This is a genomic window from Acinetobacter sp. 1294596 (genome assembly GCF_000582925.1).
GTDB lineage: Bacteria > Pseudomonadota > Gammaproteobacteria > Pseudomonadales > Moraxellaceae > Acinetobacter > Acinetobacter radioresistens.
This window is the reverse complement of record NZ_JFCC01000002.1, coordinates 1-21,260: the sequence shown is the minus strand read 5'-3', so window position 1 is coordinate 21,260 and position 21,260 is coordinate 1. Positions and strand designations below refer to the sequence as shown.

At 42.6% G+C, this 21,260-nt stretch carries 22 protein-coding genes, 1 tRNA gene and 1 rRNA gene; 13 read left to right on the top strand and 11 right to left on the bottom strand.

Annotated elements, in window-relative coordinates; all coding sequences use genetic code 11:
• Positions 1-190 precede the first annotated feature (190 nt).
• Positions 191-267: transfer RNA gene (locus tag J502_RS01340), tRNA-Arg, on the top strand.
• 77 nt (positions 268-344) lie between these two features.
• On the opposite strand, the gene J502_RS01335 is transcribed toward J502_RS01340, so the two are convergent.
• Positions 345-1,652: a hypothetical protein gene (locus J502_RS01335; RefSeq protein WP_034682820.1), complete on the bottom strand. Its 1,308-nt coding sequence runs from the start codon at positions 1,650-1,652 to the stop codon at positions 345-347.
• A gap of 155 nt (positions 1,653-1,807) precedes the next feature.
• Between J502_RS01335 and J502_RS01330 the strand changes: the two genes are divergently transcribed.
• Both J502_RS01330 and J502_RS01325 read left to right on the top strand, forming a co-directional pair.
• Positions 1,808-2,305: a YcxB family protein gene (locus J502_RS01330; protein WP_034682819.1), complete on the top strand. Its 498-nt coding sequence runs from the start codon at positions 1,808-1,810 to the stop codon at positions 2,303-2,305.
• Positions 2,306-2,342: 37 nt separating this feature from the next.
• Positions 2,343-2,981, top strand: a complete 639-nt coding sequence (locus tag J502_RS01325; RefSeq protein WP_005024471.1) for a fumarylacetoacetate hydrolase family protein — start codon at positions 2,343-2,345, stop codon at positions 2,979-2,981.
• A 71-nt stretch (positions 2,982-3,052) separates the two neighbouring features.
• Here J502_RS01325 and J502_RS01320 read toward each other — a convergent pair whose 3' ends face one another.
• Positions 3,053-4,297 carry a YihY family inner membrane protein gene (locus J502_RS01320; protein WP_005024473.1) on the bottom strand — a complete coding sequence of 415 codons (1,245 nt, stop codon included), beginning with the start codon at positions 4,295-4,297 and terminating at the stop codon, positions 3,053-3,055.
• A gap of 112 nt (positions 4,298-4,409) precedes the next feature.
• Between J502_RS01320 and wrbA the strand changes: the two genes are divergently transcribed.
• Positions 4,410-5,003: an NAD(P)H:quinone oxidoreductase gene (gene wrbA / locus J502_RS01315; protein WP_005018403.1), complete on the top strand. Its 594-nt coding sequence runs from the start codon at positions 4,410-4,412 to the stop codon at positions 5,001-5,003.
• A gap of 38 nt (positions 5,004-5,041) precedes the next feature.
• On the opposite strand, the gene J502_RS01310 is transcribed toward wrbA, so the two are convergent.
• The 3 genes from J502_RS01310 to J502_RS01300 form a co-directional block, all read right to left on the bottom strand.
• Entirely contained in the window at positions 5,042-5,617 is a 576-nt protein-coding gene (locus J502_RS01310; protein WP_005407147.1) for a xanthine phosphoribosyltransferase, read from the bottom strand.
• 92 nt (positions 5,618-5,709) lie between these two features.
• Positions 5,710-6,423, bottom strand: coding sequence for a DUF3108 domain-containing protein (locus J502_RS01305; RefSeq protein ID WP_005018405.1), 714 nt, complete (start codon positions 6,421-6,423; stop codon positions 5,710-5,712).
• Positions 6,424-6,590: 167 nt separating this feature from the next.
• Complete coding sequence (locus tag J502_RS01300) at positions 6,591-7,271, bottom strand: hypothetical protein (RefSeq protein ID WP_005018406.1); 681 nt, start codon at positions 7,269-7,271, stop codon at positions 6,591-6,593.
• Between the two features lie 243 nt (positions 7,272-7,514).
• Between J502_RS01300 and J502_RS01295 the strand changes: the two genes are divergently transcribed.
• Positions 7,515-8,396, top strand: coding sequence for an energy transducer TonB (locus J502_RS01295; RefSeq protein ID WP_034682817.1), 882 nt, complete (start codon positions 7,515-7,517; stop codon positions 8,394-8,396).
• A 15-nt stretch (positions 8,397-8,411) separates the two neighbouring features.
• Here J502_RS01295 and J502_RS01290 read toward each other — a convergent pair whose 3' ends face one another.
• From J502_RS01290 to miaB, 4 genes are read right to left on the bottom strand one after another with little or no spacing between them, the layout of a single operon-like run.
• Positions 8,412-8,834, bottom strand: a complete 423-nt coding sequence (locus tag J502_RS01290) for a hypothetical protein (protein ID WP_005018408.1) — start codon at positions 8,832-8,834, stop codon at positions 8,412-8,414.
• Between the two features lie 49 nt (positions 8,835-8,883).
• Complete coding sequence (gene ybeY, locus J502_RS01285) at positions 8,884-9,363, bottom strand: rRNA maturation RNase YbeY (protein WP_005018409.1); 480 nt, start codon at positions 9,361-9,363, stop codon at positions 8,884-8,886.
• 8 nt (positions 9,364-9,371) lie between these two features.
• Positions 9,372-10,469: a PhoH family protein gene (locus tag J502_RS01280; RefSeq protein WP_005018410.1), complete on the bottom strand. Its 1,098-nt coding sequence runs from the start codon at positions 10,467-10,469 to the stop codon at positions 9,372-9,374.
• 38 nt (positions 10,470-10,507) lie between these two features.
• Entirely contained in the window at positions 10,508-11,965 is a 1,458-nt protein-coding gene (miaB, locus tag J502_RS01275) for a tRNA (N6-isopentenyl adenosine(37)-C2)-methylthiotransferase MiaB (protein WP_034682815.1), read from the bottom strand.
• A gap of 270 nt (positions 11,966-12,235) precedes the next feature.
• Between miaB and J502_RS01270 the strand changes: the two genes are divergently transcribed.
• From J502_RS01270 to J502_RS01255, 4 genes are all read left to right on the top strand, one after another.
• Positions 12,236-14,221 carry a lytic transglycosylase domain-containing protein gene (locus J502_RS01270; protein ID WP_005018412.1) on the top strand — a complete coding sequence of 662 codons (1,986 nt, stop codon included), beginning with the start codon at positions 12,236-12,238 and terminating at the stop codon, positions 14,219-14,221.
• Between the two features lie 47 nt (positions 14,222-14,268).
• Positions 14,269-14,925, top strand: coding sequence for a ribonuclease T2 family protein (locus J502_RS01265; RefSeq protein ID WP_026056641.1), 657 nt, complete (start codon positions 14,269-14,271; stop codon positions 14,923-14,925).
• Between the two features lie 201 nt (positions 14,926-15,126).
• Complete coding sequence (locus J502_RS01260; RefSeq protein ID WP_005018414.1) at positions 15,127-16,113, top strand: malate dehydrogenase; 987 nt, start codon at positions 15,127-15,129, stop codon at positions 16,111-16,113.
• 163 nt (positions 16,114-16,276) lie between these two features.
• Positions 16,277-16,540, top strand: coding sequence for a DUF2789 family protein (locus tag J502_RS01255; protein ID WP_005018415.1), 264 nt, complete (start codon positions 16,277-16,279; stop codon positions 16,538-16,540).
• A gap of 37 nt (positions 16,541-16,577) precedes the next feature.
• Here J502_RS01255 and J502_RS01250 read toward each other — a convergent pair whose 3' ends face one another.
• Entirely contained in the window at positions 16,578-17,105 is a 528-nt protein-coding gene (locus J502_RS01250; protein ID WP_034682813.1) for a hypothetical protein, read from the bottom strand.
• Positions 17,106-17,179: 74 nt separating this feature from the next.
• Positions 17,180-17,782 carry a 2OG-Fe(II) oxygenase gene (locus J502_RS01245; RefSeq protein ID WP_005018418.1) on the bottom strand — a complete coding sequence of 201 codons (603 nt, stop codon included), beginning with the start codon at positions 17,780-17,782 and terminating at the stop codon, positions 17,180-17,182.
• Positions 17,783-17,898: 116 nt separating this feature from the next.
• Here J502_RS01245 and J502_RS01240 point away from each other — a divergent pair, with 116 nt between their 5' ends.
• The 4 genes from J502_RS01240 to J502_RS01225 form a co-directional block, all read left to right on the top strand.
• Positions 17,899-18,756, top strand: a complete 858-nt coding sequence (locus J502_RS01240; protein ID WP_005018420.1) for a 23S rRNA (adenine(2030)-N(6))-methyltransferase RlmJ — start codon at positions 17,899-17,901, stop codon at positions 18,754-18,756.
• Positions 18,757-18,805: 49 nt separating this feature from the next.
• Complete coding sequence (gene pssA / locus J502_RS01235) at positions 18,806-19,636, top strand: CDP-diacylglycerol--serine O-phosphatidyltransferase (protein ID WP_005018422.1); 831 nt, start codon at positions 18,806-18,808, stop codon at positions 19,634-19,636.
• Positions 19,637-19,655: 19 nt separating this feature from the next.
• Positions 19,656-20,729 (top strand): DUF6670 family protein, encoded by a 1,074-nt coding sequence (locus J502_RS01230; RefSeq protein WP_005018424.1) that lies wholly within the window; start codon positions 19,656-19,658, stop codon positions 20,727-20,729.
• A 439-nt stretch (positions 20,730-21,168) separates the two neighbouring features.
• Positions 21,169-21,260 (top strand): 16S ribosomal RNA (locus J502_RS01225); the annotation flags it as partial.

The window sequence follows — 21,260 nt, the reverse complement described above, 5'->3', positions numbered from 1 at the left end:
AATAATAGATTACTACTTTAATAAATTGGCCTTTAGCTACTTTGGAAATATGAAAACTGCTTATAAAAATTTTTGATCAAGAGTTATCTGATTTTCTCCAAAACGCTTACTAACTAGGCATTCAGATAAAAGTTGTTAAAAAAGACTTGTAAAAGTCTGAAAAACACGTATAATGCGCAGCATCAAGTACGCGCTCATAGCTCAGCTGGATAGAGCACTTGGCTACGAACTAAGGGGTCGGGAGTTCGAATCTCTCTGAGCGCACCAACTTGATAAACGATAGAAAAAACCGCACATTTGTTGCGGTTTTTTTGTATTTAAAATAACGATAAAATATTTAATAATTATTTCACTCGCTGTTTAATTTTTAAAGCTAATATCGTATTTCCACCTATGGCAGGTAACATATCGTGATAGGGCAGACTGCGCATGGCCCGCAGCAGGAAAGGCGCCTGGTCATGAATTTTTACCGCACTGGTAAGCTTTAATACAGTACCCTGACCATATGCATCAAGCTGCATACCGCCTTGTATATACTTTAAGTCTCCACCCACCGCATGAAAAACATTTTGTAGTGAATTCGGGTAGTCAAAGCGCAGTTTAAAATCGACAGGAATACTGATTACACCTAAACCAACAGAAACCTGATAATCAGCATCAAGTTGTTGTGGATTAAGCTGCTTGCTCTGTACATTTTTAATCTGACGTGGAAAGAGCGATTTAAAGCTAGGTGGCTGTAGCCAAGGTTTAAGGTGCTCCGGGCTCTGTGCAAAATACTGATAGCTGGTACTAAAGCGCATAGCTTCTGTACCCCGCTGATAGGGCACTTGATAGCCCGAAAGAATAAAAGATACAGGTTCTTGAGACTGCTGGCTTAACTGGACAATTTTCTGACGCTGAGCAGTACTGAGCTGGAACTCTGGTAATGTGCCTGCTTTCAGGTTTTGGGTTGTTGATATTTTATAGCGACGTTGCAAGGCTTCTAGTAAAAAGGCATTGGTAGCACCTGGAATACCAAGTTTGGCTTCTGGAATGGCATTCAGGATCTTACTGAATAAAAAACCTTTAGGCTGGTTAAGATCGCCCCATTGGGTAATCGTAACTAAAGTTCTCTGGTTGCCTATATCAAACCATTCAATTTTTCCCGCACCGTAAGGGACAGGAGCATCAATTACTAAGGTGGCAATACTATTATTGCTGTATTGATGCTGCATTAATACCTGTTCTTTGAAATTGAGTACCGGAATAGGCGTGGGAATATGAATCTGATATTTGACCTGAGTAATATTGCCTTGTTGAGCTTGGATCTTCGCAGATTTAAGCGTGGGAAATAAACCGGCATAATTACGATAGTGAGTCAGCAGTTTGGCAATATTCTGGCTAGAGGTTGGAACAATTACTGCACCACTATAATATTTTCCTTGTATTTTCTGCTGGGCTTGAAATGTAGGCAGTTGAATATTTTGTTTAGGGTGAGCATAAATAAAAATACGGTCGCCTGTGAGGCCTGCAAGCGTCTGGATGTTACCTTGAAATGGTGAAAGACTGCTGGGTATCTGTTCGGTCCAGGTTATAATTTGGGCTGATACTACAGTACTGGCAGATAGCCAAAACCATACAATGAGATAAAAATATCTGTTGCTATAGAACATGCCAATCCTGTTTATCTATTTTTTATGGGACAAAGTGAAAGAATATTAAGGAAAAAGGGCTGTTATCTACTATAACTTCGGACACTAAAAAGATGAGGAAATAACGTATTCTGGTGTAAGATTTAAAACAATTTGAAAGTTTTGATGATGTGCTTATGTCTGAAGTTCAGCCTGCTGTATCTGTGCGCTATAGCCTAAATCTGGAAGAATCCCAAGATGGCTTCTCTTTGGCGACATTTGGCAAAAAACAGCTGACCCGTTTTATCACGCCTCTTGTCAGCATCGCTATTGTGATATGGGGTATTTATTTAGGACCTACTGGCGTTGGCCGTTATTATGTGGCACTTGGCGTATTCTTCCTGATATTACAACTCATCATGCGTTACTGGTTTTTACCGATGATGTTCAAACGTCAGTTTATCAAGTATCAGTTTGGTAAAAGTGAGCAGGGAATCGAGCTGTTTCAGGACTATATTGAACTCTATGCAAATGGTCGCAAGCAGACTTTCCAGTATGCAGAAGTACAGCACTTTGCTATAGGCAAGCTTACTTATATGCTTGAGTTCAAGAACCGGACTGTCATTATTGTACCAAAACGGGCTTTTCTGAATGCCCAGCAACAGGCTGTATTTGAAAATACATTCAAGAAATAAATTTTATTGAACTGAAATAGAAAAGGAAGGGAAAAGCATGGCTACGCGTCCATCAAAAATTGTCTGTGTAGGCCGCAGTTATGCGGATCATGCCAAAGAGTTGGGGAACGCCGTACCTGACCATCCGGTACTATTTATCAAGCCGCCAAGCAGCTTGGTTGGACTTGAACAGGGAATCAGCTGGAATCCGGCATGGGGCGACTGTCACCATGAATGTGAACTCAGTTTACGTATAGACCAGCCATTACATAATGAAACTGATCCGCAAGAAGCTTTGAAAGCTGTTGGAGCAGTAACTCTAGGTTTGGACCTCACCTTACGAGAGTTACAAACCGAACTTAAACGCAAGGGCCAGCCTTGGGAGCGGGCCAAAGCTTTTGATGGTTCCTGTATCTTGGCAGACTGGGTAAGTCTGGAAGAAATAAAAGACTGGAAAAATATTCATTATAGCTTACAGGTAAATGAGGCATTACGTCAGGAAGGTGACACTTCATTACTGATTTTTGATATTGGTTATCTGCTTGCAGATATCAGTCAGGTATTTACACTTGAACCGGGTGATGTCGTCATGACCGGTACACCGGCTGGTGTGGCTGCATTAAAATCTGGAGACCGTCTGATCATGACGTTAAAAGGTGTTTCCCAAGATTTTACATGGAATACATTTGTTCAATAAGCAGATGGTTTTAAGTGTTAAAAAAGGCCATTTCATATGGCCTTTTTTAAGCAGATAGGTAATTTTAAATTTTATTTTCTCTCAAAAATCGTTGAAAGAGGAACAGAAAGTTTGGCAGAAAGATAGTCATCACTTTCAATGAGTACGGGACCAAGCTTTTGCATCCATTCATCATCTGGATGAATATTGCCTACATCATTACGTCGTGGCAGTGGATACGGAAGTGCTTTATAGAAGCTCCAGAAGTCAACCTGACTTAGATTGCGTACCAGTACATAATCATTATTTTCTGTACGCTTGACCAGATTCTGCTCTTCCAGCATAGCCACATAAGCCGGCCAGCGGCCTATTTCCCCACGGCCCAAGATATTCATCGCTTCTTTTTCAGTAACCGTTTCCCCCAGTTTCTGTTTTCGATAAAACAGATCCAGAACATCCAGCAGCATCAACACCGGATGACGTGTCTGGCCATAGCGAGAATGAAACGCAGTAATCGCAAAACTGACCTCAACCCCTAGAAGTACAATATTCCAAGACAGGTAAATCCATAACAGGAAAATAGGAATTGCGGCAAAGGCACCATAGACAATTTCATAACTGGTGAAATTGGACATAATGGTGCCAAACAAGTTCTTGAGCATTTCAAAAACAATTGCACTGAATACGCCGGCCAGTGCAGCAGCAATCACAGGTACATTGCGGTTGGGTATAGTCCAGTAAATAATAAAGAAACCAGCAATCGTCAATGCAATAGAAAGCAATGACAGGAGAAACGCACCATCCATCTCATAGCCAGCAAAGTTATTGCTTAAAATACTTAAAGAAGCCAGCGCAGATGAGATGACAAAAGCACTGCCAAGCACAATGGGCCCTAAAGAGATAATTGTCCAATAACGCATAAACCCGACAATACCTCCGCGTGTTTCTTTAACACGCCAGATCCGGTTAAACGCGGTTTCAATGGTACTTAACATCATGATGGTTGTGACAAAGAGGAACAGCACCCCGATGACAGTCAGATTACTAGACTTCTCGGTAAAAGCATTGAGCATCTTGTCAAATGCAATCGTGCTTTTAGGCAGAAAATTGCTATAAATAAGCTGCTGCAACTGCTGACGCGCTGGTTCCAAGGCCTGAATAGAGGAAATGATGACCAGAAATACGGTCAGCATGGGCACAATCGCAAAGAGCGTGGTATAGGTTAAAGAACCTGCCAGCTCTCGACAACGGTCTGCTTCAAAACGGCGAATGACAAACAGGATAAACTTGAACCAGGTTTTGTCATAGAACGGAAGCTTCTTCAAAAAATTCAACATAAAAATAAAATCTCGATTTTTTTCATGATCTTTATGTAATTCGTTGTTCCAGCTTAGCAAAAACTTAAAGAAATACCGTATAGTTTTCTTTTTAGCTAAACTCTAAAAGTGTATGCAAGCTTATATTCTTGTTCTTTATTACAGTAAATATGGTTCTACCCGAGATATGGCACATTTAATTGCAAATGGTATCGAAGCCACCGGTATGAATGTAAAGATCCGTACGGTCCCACAATTGGCGACAGTAGTCACAGAAGCTGCACCGAGTATTCCTGCAGAAGGCGATATCTATTGTACGCTAGATGAGCTGGCTAACTGTAGCGGTCTGGCTCTTGGTTCACCTACCCGCTTTGGTAATATGGCCAGTGAGATGAAATATTTCTGGGACCAAACAACCAGTTTATGGCTGAGCGGAGCATTGCATAACAAACCTGCCTGTGTATTTAGCTCGAGTGGTTCTATGCATGGTGGGCAGGAAAGCACTTTACTGAGCATGCTGCCTCCACTTTTCCATCATGGTATGATGATTATAGGGCTTAGTAATGACCATCCGGCGCTCTCAAATACTAAATCTGGGGGCACGCCTTATGGTGCCACACATGTGAGTGGACCACGCCATGACCAAGGGCTGACTCAGGAAGAAAAAGATTTGTGCTTCGCCCAAGGTAAAAGGCTTGGAGAGATTGCTCTTAAACTGCAGCCATAAAAAAGAGCGCTAATGCGCTCTTTTACTGTCAGAGAAACTTATTCCTGAACAAAAACCACTTTGCCATCTGCCAGTGACTGTACACGGGCTAGTGACTCGACACGATATCCTTTTTCAAGTAAGACATCGCGGCCAGGCTGAAAAGACTTTTCAATTACAATCCCGACCCCAACAACTTCGGCATTGGCTTGATGAATCAGGTCAATCAAACCCAAAGCCGCCTGACCATTCGCCAGAAAGTCATCAATGACCAGTGCGCGGTCACTTGAGTTCAGATGCTTGTTTGAAATCGCAATTGTACTTTCAGTCTGCTTGGTAAATGAAAAAACTTTAGAACGGTATAAGTCATCTTTTAAAGTTAATGACTGATATTTACGGGCAAAAATTACAGGAACACCCAGTTCTAAACCTGCCATGACTGCAGGAGCAATACCAGATGCTTCAATCGTGATAATTTTGGTGATGCCTGCATCTTTAAAGCGGGCAGCAAACTCTTTACCAATTTGCTGCATCAATACAGGATCAATTTGGTGATTTAAGAACGCGTCCACTTTTAAGACTTGATCAGATAGAACGATACCTTCACTTAAGATTTTCTGTTCTAGTGCATGCACGGGAGAATTCCTCTAGGGGCGGATGCTTTTTCAAGCAAAAGCGTATTTTAAAAAGCATCCGCAAAAATGCAAGCTGAAATTGATCAAATTACTTAATTTGTTGGTCCTTTATAACCTGTTAATAACAGGCCATAGGACGTTTTACCATCTTGATGGGTAACTTTAACCGGTAAGTAATCCAGTTTTGGGGCCAGCCAGAAAACTGTATTTCGCTCGGCCTTGTCATGTTGCATCCGTACTTTAATGGTGCTGAATGTACCATAAGAGGTTTTCACCTGTTCAGTACCTTGCCTAACAAACTTACGGTTTTCCACTTCTTTGGCATCAGCAATTGGATAGGTTGACTTTAAACCTGAGCCTTTTAAATCTTCCCGAATCTGTAATTCGGCATTTAGCTCATCGAGTACCCCAGATTGCCAGGCAAAAGAACGGGACTTATCATCTTTTTGCGTTTTGATAAGTTTGGTGCCCGGATTAAACTGGATGCTCATTTTGTCATTATGTACTAAAATTTTGCTGGTCCGGTTAAAGCTGTCAGAGATAATCTTGTTATTGTTAAAGCTAAAACGGCTGGTTTCGGTGGCTGATGCAATAGCGCCCGCCTTTGCGGCAAAGGTGTACACCCACTGGTTACCGTTCTTACTTAAAGTCCGGGTCGCTGTACCCATATTCTTACCATTATAAGAAAACTGATAACTGGCTTGAAAGGGACTCATGGCGAGAGCATGACTTGAAAAACCGGAAAATAACAGCGCTGTGGTCATACCAGTCGCTAAGGTCAGGGTTTTAAACAGGGTAGTTGCCATAAGTGTGGGGATCCTTTTACAGAAACAGGTTACATCAAAGAAATATAACTTATTTTTCATCTAGTATTATGCTCTTCAATAATGAAGAAGTAATAGAAATAGGCTACTTAACTGTATCAGTATGTAGGTTTTTCACAGACCAGCTTAAATATAAGATATTTTAAAGTCTATTTTTGTTGAAGTGGCGTCACATGGGTAGCTTCAATATCATTTTCTATTTTCTGCATTTGGGCATCGCGCATAGATTTATGCAGAATAGCCCGCATATTAACATTCCCAACCAGAACCAGTTCTGCTTCACGTAACAGCCCCTGATTTACATTGATTTTATCCAGTGTTTCCAGAACCGAACGGCTTTTGCCCAACCACTGATTCAAATCCAGATATAACAGGTCATCTTTAACTTGCACAATATTAAAACGCTCTAAGATAGAACCTAAAGGGTCTTTTCTTAAAATTTTCTGGTAAAAGAAGAGAGCGGTATTAAATCCGATTTTTATAAATACATTTTTAAATTTGGCCTCAATCACCTGCGTGTCACTGATCTGCTCAAAAATCAGAAGCTGGGTATTTTTATTGAGTTCCATCTGTAGCAGTTTTAAGTCAACAGACAGGGTGGTATATAAACCCTTTACTTCCAAAGTGGCGTACAGTCTGAGCCAGTCATCATGCACATCAGCATGCAAATCCTGCAAAAGTTTAACATTATTGGTGACATAACGTTCAAAAGTGGCATTCAAAAAAACTTGAGACAAGGCAAACTCACGCTCTTCTTCAATAAATCCCTCTGCTTTTTGATATACTTGACGTATACGTTTAGAAATATTGGAAATTAGCGTTCTAGGCATAAAAATGATTCCAGATGGAGAGTTCTTTTTCGTTCAGTTGCAATCTTGACGGGACGTAAGAAAATTTCAAGCTTGAATCCTGCAGTTAGCTGAATTTAATCGCGTCATTTTTAATGTTGAGTATGAAGATTGGTGACTGGGGTGACAAGTCCATAAGTTTAATAATAACTTTGTATTGATGTTATTTTCTACTTCTTTCTAAACCGACTTCAAACCAAAAGAGTCTGGCTGGTAAAAAGTCATATGTTGAAAAAAATAATTTTACCTGGTGGGACAGGTCTGGCTTGGTGGCAGGATCCGATTTTTATGGGTGCTCTGTTGCTGGCTGTCATTTTACATTTGGCGATTTTAACTCTGCATTTTGCAATGCCAGATCCAGAGGCTGCTGCCAGTAAGGAAATCGCTGTCAGCATTCGTCCGAGTTCTGAGCAGGTCAAAGATGCCGACTATCTGGCACAGGCAGACCAGCAGGGTTCAGGCCGCTTCCGAGAGGCTCACCGTATCTCAAGCCAGCTACCGGCCAGTTCACAACAACAAAGTGCGGGTGAGCAGCAGCAGGAGACTTTACAGCAGATGCACCAACAGCCTCAAATACAGTTTGAAGACAAAGTCCTGATGACAATCATGAGCTGGCGCAAAGAAGCGGAGCAGAACCAGCGTAAAAAAGCTTTAGAAGAATTACAGAGCCAGTTTCAGGCTAAGGCAGCAATGGCTGCCAGTCTGGAAGCCCAGTATTTACAGCGTCAGCAGGATTTCAGCCGTCAGCAGCGTATCAAAACGGTGGATGGAATACAGGCCAAGCAGGATGCAGCAGCTGCCTATCTGGACAAGTTCCGTGAAAAAGTTGAACTCTATGGTAACCGCTATTATCCGCAGCAGGCTAAGGCTGAGCGCCTAACAGGAGAAGTGCAGCTTATGGTCATCTTGAATGCTCAAGGCGGGATACGTGCAATCCGGTTATTGGAAAGTTCAGGACATACCATTCTAGATGAGGCAGCCAAGGCTTCTGTACGTAAAGGTGCGCCATTTGGGCGGTTTGATGCAGGTATGAAAGATATTTCTGAACTACGCATTGTACGGACATGGCGATTCGACCCGGCCGAGGCTGAATTCGAAGTAAAATAAATTAAAGGTTTTGTGTTAAGGATTAGAGCTCAGTTTCGGCCGGTAATAAGTTCCCTGCTCACGGCCATCTGCCCAGACAGCTTTGAGTTTTTCATCAGCAAGATAAAGAGAACTTGGGAAAATCTGAAGCTGTTTTAAGAATTTGGCTTCAGGTTTGAGACCGATACATTCTCCGGTTTTCCACCAGATACCTTCTGCATATTGGTCCAGGCTACCGACTGCCAGCATCCATTTAAAATGACCATTTTCTTCCAGTAGCAATTCAGAGCCAACTTCCATGACGCCGCTGAGATAATAATGGCCACTCCATGTTTTATCTTTAGACTGAAACTCAGACTGCGGACAACTGCTTTGCACAGTAACAGGTTGTTCTGCAAAAACTACAGGCATAAATATTGTACTGGTCAACAGAGCAGTAATTTGCATGAGAAGTTTCATAGTTATTATTCCTGCCAGGTTTGTAATTATTAAAATAGCTTACTTTAATTTATTCTTCCTGATAAGGATTATTCAGGCCAAGCTTGGCCAGAATTTCAATTTCCAGTGCTTCCATTTCATCGGCATCTTCATCACTGATTTCGTGGTCATAACCTAACAAATGTAATGTGCCATGGACCAGCATATGTGTGAAATGCTCTACGGGTACTTTCTGCTGCTCGGCAGCTTCTTGTAATACGACCGGAATACAAATCACCAGATCACCCAAAGGCCGGGCTGCCAGCATGGGTAAAATTTCTTCCGGAATTTCACTCGGGAAAGATAAGACATTGGTAGGTTTGTCTTTCCGGCGGTATTCCAGATTCAGCTGTTGACTTTGATCAAGGTCAACACAGGCAATTCCAATTTCGCAGTCCTGTTTAACGTCAAGATGACGAAGAGTGGTTTCAATCACTTTTTTAAGATAAGCACGTTTGAGCACCAGTTCAGGCGCTACAAACGTTTGTTGCAAAGAGAGACTAAGTTTCAAAATAAACCTTAAATGTTGTCTGGTGTTTCTGATTGATGCTGTGCATCTGCAGCAGTATCATTTTCATTTACAAGTGCTTCTTGACGTGCCTTGCGCTCAGCACGTGCTTCAGCACTCAGCCGGGACTGTTCACTGTCCCAGCCTTCATATGCTTCTACAATTTTTTGTACCAACTGGTGGCGTACTACATCACGTGAATGAAAGCGGGTAATATGAATTTCCTTAATCGGTTCCAGTACCCGCAAAGCATGGGCTAGTCCTGATTGCTGTCCACGTGGTAAATCTACCTGAGTAATGTCTCCGGTAATTACTGCACGCGAACCAAAACCCAGACGGGTCAGGAACATTTTCATCTGTTCTGGCGTGGTGTTCTGTGCTTCATCCAGAATGACAAAAGAATGGTTCAGGGTTCGACCACGCATATAAGCAAGTGGGGCAACCTCAATGACCTGCCGTTCGATGAGTTTGGCAACCTTCTCGAAACCGAGCATTTCATACAGTGCATCATAAAGAGGGCGAAGGTAAGGATCAATTTTCTGGCTTAAATCACCCGGCAGGAAGCCCAGCTTTTCACCTGCTTCTACCGCCGGACGGACCAAAAGAATTCTCTGGATTTCATTACGTTCCAGCATGTCGACTGCAGCAGCAACCGCCAGATAGGTCTTACCTGTACCAGCAGGACCGATACCAAAAGAGATATCACTTTGTAAAATGCGCTGCACATAACGTTTCTGGTTGGCACCGCGTGGATTGATCCGGCCTTTTCGGGTCTGTAACCAGACACTGTCGAGGCCGGTATGTTCCTGCTCGGTATCATCCATCAGCTCGCGCTCGGTCTGACTGCCTTGAATCATCATATGCAGTACATCGGCACTGATCTGCTGCGAAACCTCGGCTTCTTCATGCAGTCGCTGTAACAGGCTTTCTGCCCGTTCAACTGCATCGATTTCACCATCTACAAAGAAGCTATCACCGCGATGGGTAACTTTGACATCCAGACGCTGTTCAATCTGTTTCATATGTCCGTTATAAGCACCTAACATGCTCTTAAGGCGTTCCATAGAAATGCCAGGGAAACTTACTGTACGTCGAATCGCTGCAGTCAAGAGAAATCCTTTAGGTAATTTTTGTCGTTCCCCTTACATTACGCCACGTCAGGCTCAAGATTCAAGAGTTCTCCGTAAACTAAATTTAAAGTTTTAATTTCGGTAATTTCAATCTCGGCAAAACGTCCCACCCAGGCCGGGTCTCCGATAAAGGTAACCAGACGGGTATTATCGGCCGTACCGACTAGCAGGTTCGGATCCCTTTCTGAAATATTTTCAATCAGAACACGTTGAATCGTTCCTTGCATGGCATTTGTTTTTGCAATACTGGATTGCTTGATCCATTGCTGAACACGTGCTAAACGCTCTTTTTTCACTTCTTCCGGTGTATCATCAGCCAGCTCTGAGGCTGGTGTACCAGGACGTTTGGAATAAATAAAGCTATAAGAGTGGTCAAAGTCCATTTCCTGAATAAACTGATAAGTTTCTTCAAAATTCTGATCAGTCTCGCCTGGAAATCCAATAATAAAATCACTTGATAAGTGCATATCGGGACGGACTTTGCGAAGCTTGGCTATTTTTTCAATATAAACATCAATAGTATGGTTACGCTTCATTGCCTGAAGTACGTCATTTGAACCACTTTGTACCGGCAAATGTAGGTGTGAGACCATTTGTGGCAAGTCGCGGTAACACTGAATCAGATCATCATTAAATTCTAACGGGTGTGAAGTGGTATAACGAACCCGACCAATACCCGGAATTTCGGCCACCAGACGCAGCAGGTCAGCAAAGGTACAGATAGTGCCTTCGAAAGTCTCTCCACGATAGCCATTTACGTTCTGGCCAAGCAGATTGATTTCGCGAACGCCTTTTTCTGCCAGACCAGCAATCTCGGCCAGTACATCATCCAGCGGACGTGAAACTTCTTCACCACGGGTATAAGGAACTACACAAAACGAACAGTATTTTGAACAGCCTTCCATGATTGAAACAAAAGCTTTATAGCCTTCTACGCGTGGTTCGGGCAAAAAGTCAAATTTTTCAATATCCGGAAAGGAAATATCGACCAGCTTGATCTTCTCTTTCTTTGGCTTCTCAAGCTGGTCTATATGCTGGTCCAGCATTTGCGGTAAACGGTGCAGGGTTTGCGGGCCAAATACCATATCGACATAAGGCGCACGCTTTTGAATATTATCGCCTTCTTGTGAGGCCACACAGCCACCCACACCAATCACCAGGTCAGGATTCTGGTCTTTTAGCTTACGCCAGCGGCCCAGCTCACTAAACACTTTTTCCTGTGCTTTTTCACGGATTGAACATGTGTTCATCAGCATGATATCGGCATCAGCCGGATTGCTGGTCAGGATATAGCCATGTGAGTCGCCTAAAAGGTCTGCCATACGGTGACTGTCATACTCATTCATCTGACACCCTTGCGTTTCAATATACAGTTTTTTAACTGGCATATTGTCGGCAGGGGTGTGCTGTGGCTGGGTAACAGTGTTTTCTGAGGCAGCTTTGGCACCATTTGGAATGAAGGTTTGAACCGTCATGTAGGCTCCTAAAGGATAATGATCAGATAACCGGCCTGAATATACATAGATCGACCGGTAAAGGGATTTTTAAGGTCGCACATTTTAACAGTATTTTTAACGAAAGCCCTAAAAATAAATTCAGTTCAGTTTGCGTTGATTTTACAGACAAAATTACTTTTGAATTAATGAGAGGTGAATCATGAGGTTACATAACACAACAGTAGTGATCATAAAGAATAATTAAACTATCGGTCCGGAACTGGGTTTTGCAGCTGGAAAAGGGCGGGTATGCATCTCAAGAAAAATAATTCATTAAGTAAATATGGATTAAAAAACAAAAGTTTTCAGCGCATCTTGCTTGGAAGCTTGATGAGTGTATTCGGTATACATTGTAGCCAGGCTGCTGACGAGCAGTTTAATGATGCCTTAAGGGCTGCCAACGCGGGTAATGTTGCGCTGTTAGATCAGTATCAGGCTGCTATGCAAAATGATGTGCTTGGCTATTATCCGGAATACTGGAAATTAAATACCAATCTGGGTTTTCAGTCGCCTTCAGCAATTATCAGCTTTGCCCAGCGGTATCCACAGGCTGCCATGACTGAGAAACTTGCCGCTGACTATGTAGAAGAAAAAGTAAAACAGGCTGATTATGCCAATGCCCAGCCAGTTTTGGCTTATGTAACCAATCCTGACCGTGCAGAGAGCTGTGCGGTTGCCCAGGTGCGGGCTAAGACTGGCGACCCTCTGGTCTTTGCTGAGTATAAGGATATATGGTTTACTACTGAATCCCAGCCTGATTCGTGTACCGGTTTGGGGCGTATGATGCTAGCCAGTCCATTAATGACTGCCCAAGATCGCCAGCAGCGTTTATGGGGACAACTACGGGCAGGACAGTCGGGTCAGGCGCTGGCAACGGCACAAACTATTGGGCTACCTTTATCATTGGCCCAGCTGAACCAGATTCAGGCTAATCCGCTTAATTATTTATGGTCTGCACCAAAAGCGACTCCAACTGATCATGCTTATCTGATTTTTGCCCTGGGACGTTTGGCCAATAACGAACTGGAAACAGCGTTATCTTCGGTAAAACGCGCGGCTGAGGGTACGCCTGCCGATGTACAACGCTATTTGTATCGCACAGTAGGTTATATTGGCGGTACTACTGTCATGAAGAATAATTTTAATCGGGAAGTCCTGAATGCTTTAGATACCAGCTATGGTTATCCATTTACCCCTGAAGAAGCAGAAATCTATGCGCGACAGGCGATTCGCTTTGGAGCGTGGGAGAGTGTAATCCGTGCTATTGATAGTATGACAGTCACCCAGAAACAGGAAGACCGCTGGCAATACTGGCTGGCCCGTAGCGTGGAAAAACGAAATGACAGTGGTTCACGCCAGACAGCACGAGCTATCTATAGTAAATTGGCCCAGGCAGGCGATGATTATCATAATCTGTTAGCAAAGGATCAGTTGGGCCAAAGGTACAGCAGTGTGCCGGGTAATCAGCAACCTTCTAGCCAAGACATGCAGCGGCTGAACCAGAATATTCATTTTAACCGTGCGTTTACCTTGCGCCGTATTAATGCACCAGATAGCTATATTAATCGTGAGTGGAACTGGGCAGTACGTCAGGCATACCTGAAGCAGGATGATGGTTTATTACTCGCTGCGGCGAAACGTGCTCATGATATGGGATGGTATGATCGGGCAATCTATGCCGCAGAACGTACAGTGAGACAGCATAATTACAGTTACCGTTATGCTACTCCACATCAGGGTACAGTGGTGAGTCATAGCCGCAATGTGGGAGTAGATCCAGCTTGGGCTTATGGACTTATGCGTCAGGAAAGCCGTTTTGTATCTTCTGCACGCTCACATGTTGGAGCTGGCGGATTGATGCAGATCATGCCGGATACAGCACGACTGGTCGCCCGGCAAATGGGCGAGAGTTATAACCCGGCTGCCCTGACTGATATGAATACCAATATCCGCTACGGTACTTATTATCTGTCCATGATACAAAATCAGCTCAGTAATAACCCTGTATTGGCGACGGCTGGCTATAATGCCGGTCCGAACAGGGCTAAGCGCTGGCAGCCTGAATTTCAGAGTCTGACTGCTGATCAATATACGGAAGCCATTCCGTTACTTGAAACCCGTGACTACGTTAAAAATGTCATGGCAAATGCAACTCATTATGGGGTGCTATTGGGGCAAGGACCACAATCTATTCAGAACCGGATGAAAGTAATACCGGTCAGGAATACACCATAAGGGTCCGGTGAATTAATGTGTTACTGCAATTTATAGCTAGTTTTTCAATGAAGAAAATAAGTCTAAAGGCAACCTCTTCTTTTGCAGCTGCCGGATGTGTAACTGCTGTGATCGGGTTGTGTAGTTCTCCGGCCTTTGCTGCACCAGCTTTGCAGGGGTATGTGATGCGTGTGCAAATGACACCGGCAGTATGTGCATTGGACTCATCCAGACAGAAAACCCGCCAGTGTCTGGAAGGGTATTCATTGACGATTGCCGGTTTGCTGCCTGAAACAACAGAAGAAGACTGTACAACCAGTTCTTCTGCAAATCTGTCACCCATTCAGGCAAACGTTGTGTCGCGTATTATGCCGGGTGAAAATAGCCGTGCTCAGTTATGGCATAGCGTAGGAGGGTGTTTGCCGATGAATGCCAGCCAGTATTTCCGTACCATTATTAATTATGCCGAGCGCTTAAAAATCCCTGCCGATCTGACCGGCTCAGTCAGTCGTCAAATACAAAATAATTCATTAAAACAGCAGTTTTTAAAACTGAACCCTGCTTTGCCAAATAATGGAATACGCTTTAGTTGTGAAAGTTTAAGAGGCGCACCTGTCTTGACAGAGGTTCAGGTATGTTACCGGGTTAATGGGCAGTATAAACAGTGCTCAAGTGAAGTTGTCTCCAGTTGTCCAGGTAGCTTTACCGTAAAAGGGGCATATTAAACAATTATTTGATGCTTAAAGATAATCTGAAAGTATGAACGGGATTTCATTTATATTTCCTATCAGACTTTAGGGGAAATCCATTCTCTTTTACATGCATCTGTCAGACGATTGGAGTACAATCTTTGCCGTTTATGTTTATTAAGATTAGATAGAACAGCTATTTAATCATTATGACGATCCTCAATTGGAGATAATTACATGAAGCAACCTGTTCGCGTTGCCGTTACTGGCGCTGCTGGTCAAATTGGTTACAGCCTGTTATTCCGTATCGCAAGCGGCGAAATGCTGGGTAAAGACCAACCAGTTATTCTTCAATTATTAGAAATTCCTGTTGAGAAAGCTCAACAAGCGCTGAAAGGCGTAATGATGGAACTAGACGACTGTGCTTTCCCATTGTTGGCGGGCATGATCGGTACTGATGATCCTAAAGTAGCATTCAAAGATGCTGACTACGCACTTCTTGTGGGTTCACGCCCACGTGGTCCTGGTATGGAACGTGCTGACCTGCTTAAAGTGAACGGTGAAATCTTCATCGGTCAAGGTCAGGCGCTTAACGAAGTGGCTAGTCGTGATGTTAAAGTATTGGTTGTAGGTAACCCTGCAAACACCAATGCTTACATCGCAATGAAATCTGCCTCAGATCTTCCAGCGAAAAACTTTACCGCAATGTTACGTCTTGACCACAACCGTGCCTTGACTCAGCTTGCTCAAAAAGCAGGTGTTGCAGTTTCTGACATCGAAAACATGACTGTTTGGGGTAACCACTCTCCAACCATGTATGCTGACTATCGTTTCGCAACTGTGAACGGTGAAAGCTTGAAAGACAAAATCAACGATGCTGAATGGAACAAAGACGTATTCCTTCCAACTGTTGGTAAACGTGGCGCTGCGATTATCGAAGCGCGTGGCCTGTCTTCTGCTGCTTCTGCTGCAAATGCTGCTATCGACCATATGCGCGACTGGGCACTTGGTACAAACGGCAAATGGGTAACAATGGGTATTCCTTCTGACGGATCTTACGGCATTCCTGAAGGCGTAATGTTTGGTTTCCCTGTAACCACTGAAAACGGTGAATACAAAATCGTTCAAGGTCTTGAAATCGACGAATTCAGCCGTGAGCGCATTAACGTAACTCTGAACGAACTTGAAGAAGAGCGCGCAGCAGTTGCTGATATGCTTAAATAATCTATTTTTTAGATTGATAAAAAGCGCCTGTCATAGGCGCTTTTTTTTATAGTCATCTTTAGATTTATCACAAAAGATAACAAGAATACATCGGCCTGTAGCCCTAATTTTCTGCGTATTTGTTAGTTTATAGATTGATGAAATAACAAATAGGAGTCAAGTTATGGTACTCGAACAACAACCCACTTTAGAATTATTATTTGAGCAATTAGGCTTACCTTCAGATGAAGCTTCTATAGACCAGTTTGCAAAAGATCATCAGCTTCCTTCTGATGTAATTTTACCAGAAGCAGATTTCTGGACACAGGGGCAGAGTTCTTTCCTGCGTGAACACTGGCATCAGGATGATGAATGGATTGTGATTATTGACAAGCTGAACCAGATGCTGCACGTTGAAGACGATAAAAATCCTAAGCATCCTGAATAAGAAAAAAGGCTCTTCTGTGAAGAGCCTTTGATTTTAATCAATGAACACGCGACTGAAGCAGTTTCATAAACCAGTCCTCATTATGCATAGCCTGAAAGGCAAAATGTTGTCGTAACGTTTCCCGATCAAACTCTTGAGTCTTGGTATATTTGCTCAGCCAGTGCCGGGTAAGAGCCAATTCATTTTTAGCAACAGATGCATAGCCTAAAATCAGAAAAATTTCACCATGCTCATAATGTGCCAATGGTTTTAAAATCTGCTGGGCAATTAAAGCAAAATGCACTTCACGATTCAATTCAAAGAAAACCATATAAGCTTTAGCTAGCTGAATCGAGAGGTCAAGGTAAACCCTTAACGGCATTTCTTCATATTCCAGGCGGCCTTGTTCAAGAATGACAATAGCTTCCTGCAAGAAATGAATCTGTTCCTGACGATGATTGCTGCGGTTTACCAGTTCCATACGTAACTGCCCACGCTCAAGCGCCAGTTCAGGCGTACTGCATGACAAGAACAATTGATCTGTTTCACCAATGCGGGCTATCAGTTGCTTGGTATCTTCTAGCATTCGCCATTACTCTTATAAATATTAAGTTTATATATGAGGCTGGTTTTACAGATTTAAAGCGACCGGCCCGGCCTTTACCATAACACCAGTCCACTACGTAACCATGCAGTAATAGACAGGCGCTGTTGTTGTGCCTTTAAGACTTCATGCAAAAGATCGCTTTGAAAAATCACTAATCGATTGGGTGCGGGTTCAATAATATGCCAATCCTGATGTACATCCTGTAAGCGCAACTGCCCACCCCAGTGACTCTGCCATTGTTCATGTAAGTAGTAAACGGCAGAAAAAACCCGATCATTTTTTTGTTGGGGATTATCACGGTGTAAAGTATAAAACTCGCCAGCATTATAACAGGCGAAGTGAGCTTCAACTTCACGAATACTGGTAAAGAATGCCCGGTTAAGTGTGATAGCCAGTTGTTGCAAGGTGTTTATATGTTGCTGTGCAATAGGCAAATTCTCATTGATCCATAAAATATGGTCACTGCGGATTTGCGTAACCACTCCGTTTTGAACAGCAGCTTCCCGAAAACGATTAATATTTTCAGTACATTCTTCTACTAAATCATGCAAATAAGCTTGCTCATAGGCCCGATCAATAACTGCAAAACCATGTTGATGTAAATCACTGATCACTTGGTCAAGAGCCCAGGATTGCGGTAGAAAAACGTCTTCCATATCACCTCGAAAAAATAAGGATAAAAAGTAAGGGATTATTTTAGAATAAGAGAAGTTCCTTAAAGAAACATTTTTTCATGCTAAAATGCCTATTGAACTAAGGAATTAATGCAAAAATGAATTACCGTCACCATTTCCATGCAGGCAACTTTGCCGATGTTATGAAACATGTACTGTTGCTGCAATTGTTGACACGCCTGAATAGTAAAGACAAGCCTTATCGTTATATCGATACGCATGGTGGCGCGGGTCAATATGATCTGTCGTCTGCACCTGCACAAAAGTCTGGTGAATTTCTGACAGGTATTCACCGTTTGGTCAAGCTGGATGACTCAGTCAAGCGTAATGCACCAGAAGGCGTACAGCAATACCTGAAACTGGTTGAAAGTATGCGTAGCCAGCAGGGTCAAGGGGCTTATCCTGGCTCACCATGGTTTGCATTACAGGGAATGCGTGATATTGATAAAGCCACAGTGTTTGAAATGCAACGGGATGTATTTCAGCAGTTACGTGACAATATTCGTGATTCACGTGCTGGTCTGCATAAACGTGATGCTTATGAGGGACTACTGGCCGTTATTCCACCGAAAGAAAAACGCGGTCTGGTCATGATTGATCCGCCTTATGAATTAGAACGTAAAGATTTTCCGCAATTGGTAGAGCTTTTACAGAATGCCTATAAAAAATGGCCGACGGGCATATTTGCCGTGTGGTATCCGATTAAGGATCGCGCCATGATTGAGCGTTTTGAAAAGAAAATGATGAAGACCGGTATTCGCCGGCAGCTCATCTGTGAAATCTGTGTATGGCCGGATGACACGCCAGTCGGTTTAAATGGTTGTGGTTTACTGGTCATTAATCCGCCTTGGAAGTTTTCTGAAGATGCCGATGAGGCACTACAATGGTTGTTTCCACATCTGCGCATGCAAGAAATTGGCGGACATGCGGCAGTACGCTGGCTAGTTGGTGAATAGTCTGTGCTTTACCGTAAATTGGATAAGGTCATAGTTAGGACGTATAAGAATGACAAATATACCTAAGCCTGAACGGGATGATAATTCTCACGACTCATTTGATGGAATTACCTTTGAAGTAGTCGAAGAAGAGCATACTCATGAAGGGCAGAAAATAAGGCGTCGTGGAATTTATCTATGGCCGAACCTAATTACAACCGCAGCTTTACTTGCAGGATTCTATTCAATAGTCGCGAGCATGAATGGAGTCTATAGTCAGGCCATTTATGCGATTTTTATTGCTGCGCTTTTAGATGGTCTGGATGGACGGGTAGCACGTGCCATTGGTGCACAAAGTGCTTTTGGTGAACAATTTGACTCATTGTCTGACTTGCTGGCTTTTGGTGTAGCGCCTGCAATGCTCATGTATAGCTGGAGTCTTAATGATCTTGGTCGTATTGGTTTAGCTTGCTGTTTTGTCTATACCGCTTGTGCCGCCTTCCGGTTAGCCCGTTTCAATGTGCAGATCGGAGTAGTCGATAAGCGTTATTTCATCGGGATTGCAAGTCCGTTGGCTGCAATCATTGTGGTTTCATTAATCTGGGTAGGAATAGATTTTCCAGCGATTTTTGATCTGCAGGACCGGGGAATTCAAGCCACCAATGCTGTCCTGATGCTGATTATCGGAATCCTGATGATTTCTAATATCAAGTATTACTCATTTAAACAGATGGATCGCAAACGTGTACCTTTTGCAGTTATGCTTCCTGTTGTTTTGATTCTTGCAGCAATTACGTACAATATACCTGTTGGAATACTGACTGTTTCTATTATTTATGCATTCTCAGGTTTCATTACAACATTTTTGGCCCGAAGACATCAAAGTCGTATTATAACCTAACCAAATCAGGGGGTTCAGTATGGTTAAATTGATTACGTCCTTGAATCAATCACAGCAGCTGAACCCTAAATCATTTTCTAAACTGAACTTGGCTTATCATCCGCCTAAAGGCCGTTTTAAAATTATCCATCAGGGTCTGATTCTACCCAATCTGCCTGCTCCACTTCATTATCTTAATTTTATAAGTATTATCGGGCAGCCCCGAATACCCGTATTTTTTAATCAAAGTGCCATTCTTGAGCAGGCGCTCGATACTGCAACAGTTTTAGTCAGCTCCAGTCCACATATGGTGGGGCAACTTAAAAGTTACTCTATAAAAGAACAGTGCCTTTTTAATTCTGATGATTTCTCCTTTGCAGATATTGATCAAGTATCTGGTGAATTACCTGTATTACGAATCAGACGCCAGTCACCCGAGTTTTCTATAGATTTAAATGTGGTGACTCTGCCTGTTCTTTCTCAATTTATAAAAATAAAATGGGGCTTATTCGAGCACTGGTCTTTGCTTTGCCAGTGTAAAGGCGAAGTTTACTACCAAGAACAGCGTTATTTAATTGAAGGAACCGGTAGCTTTGAATATGCCCGTGCTGCCAATATACCTGTAATTACCTGGTGCTTTTTTACCTATCAGGTCATTAATCTAAGTTCGTCCTTACAAGTTCTGCTTCTGCAAATCCGTAATAATTTTAATCAACTTGTTCAATCACATCTTTATGTGCGTGATATAGCTGGAGACATGAAGCTCCATGATAAAAATGTAATATTCAAAGTAGACCGTGTTTATCCTAAGGTGACTACCCCTAATGGTAAAGAGATGTACTTGCCTAGAGAATTTTCTTGGTGCGTAGAACATGAAGGACAAATATTATTTGAATTGCATGCACAAAGCCGAGGGGACTTCAAATTTGGTTTAGCGGCAGGCTATGTCGGAAGCTTTCGTTATCAGGCTCATTGGGAGGGCGAAAGCTATGAAGGCGAGAGCGGTTATATTGAATATATCGACTGCCGACCTTTGCGTTGGCAGGAAAAAAATGAACAGGATAAAATACTGGATCAGTTAAGTGTGGCTGAGCCGTGTATACTTAAGAAATAGAAAAAATCCGGGTATTTGCCGGATAAATAACCAGCCGATCACTTTTTTATAAAATACCGCTTGCGTTAGGAAATAAATGGCCTATAATGCACATCCATCGGCGGTGATGAAGATTAAAACTTCTGATAAAACAGTAACTTAGTTAAATATAGTTAAGTCGGGTTTTGTTAGATAGGTTTAAAATAATCTGAATTACCAGTTGACTTTATGAAAAGAAAGCGTAATATAGCCGACCTAGCTTGCTGCTGACGAAGCAGTAAGAAGATCATTAAGAGAATATGAAGAACAACTTGTGTGGATTTTTACTGGTTGATCGATCGAAATAATTTTCATTGATTGAATGGTAGAAATTTCTCGAAGTTTATTTGAGTAAATTTTTAGTCAGAAGATTAATGAGCCAGAATTGGTACCTTGTCTATAAATAAGGTACAAATGATTTTAACTGAAGAGTTTGATCATGGCTCAGATTGAACGCTGGCGGCAGGCTTAACACATGCAAGTCGAGCGGATGAAGGTAGCTTGCTACTGGAT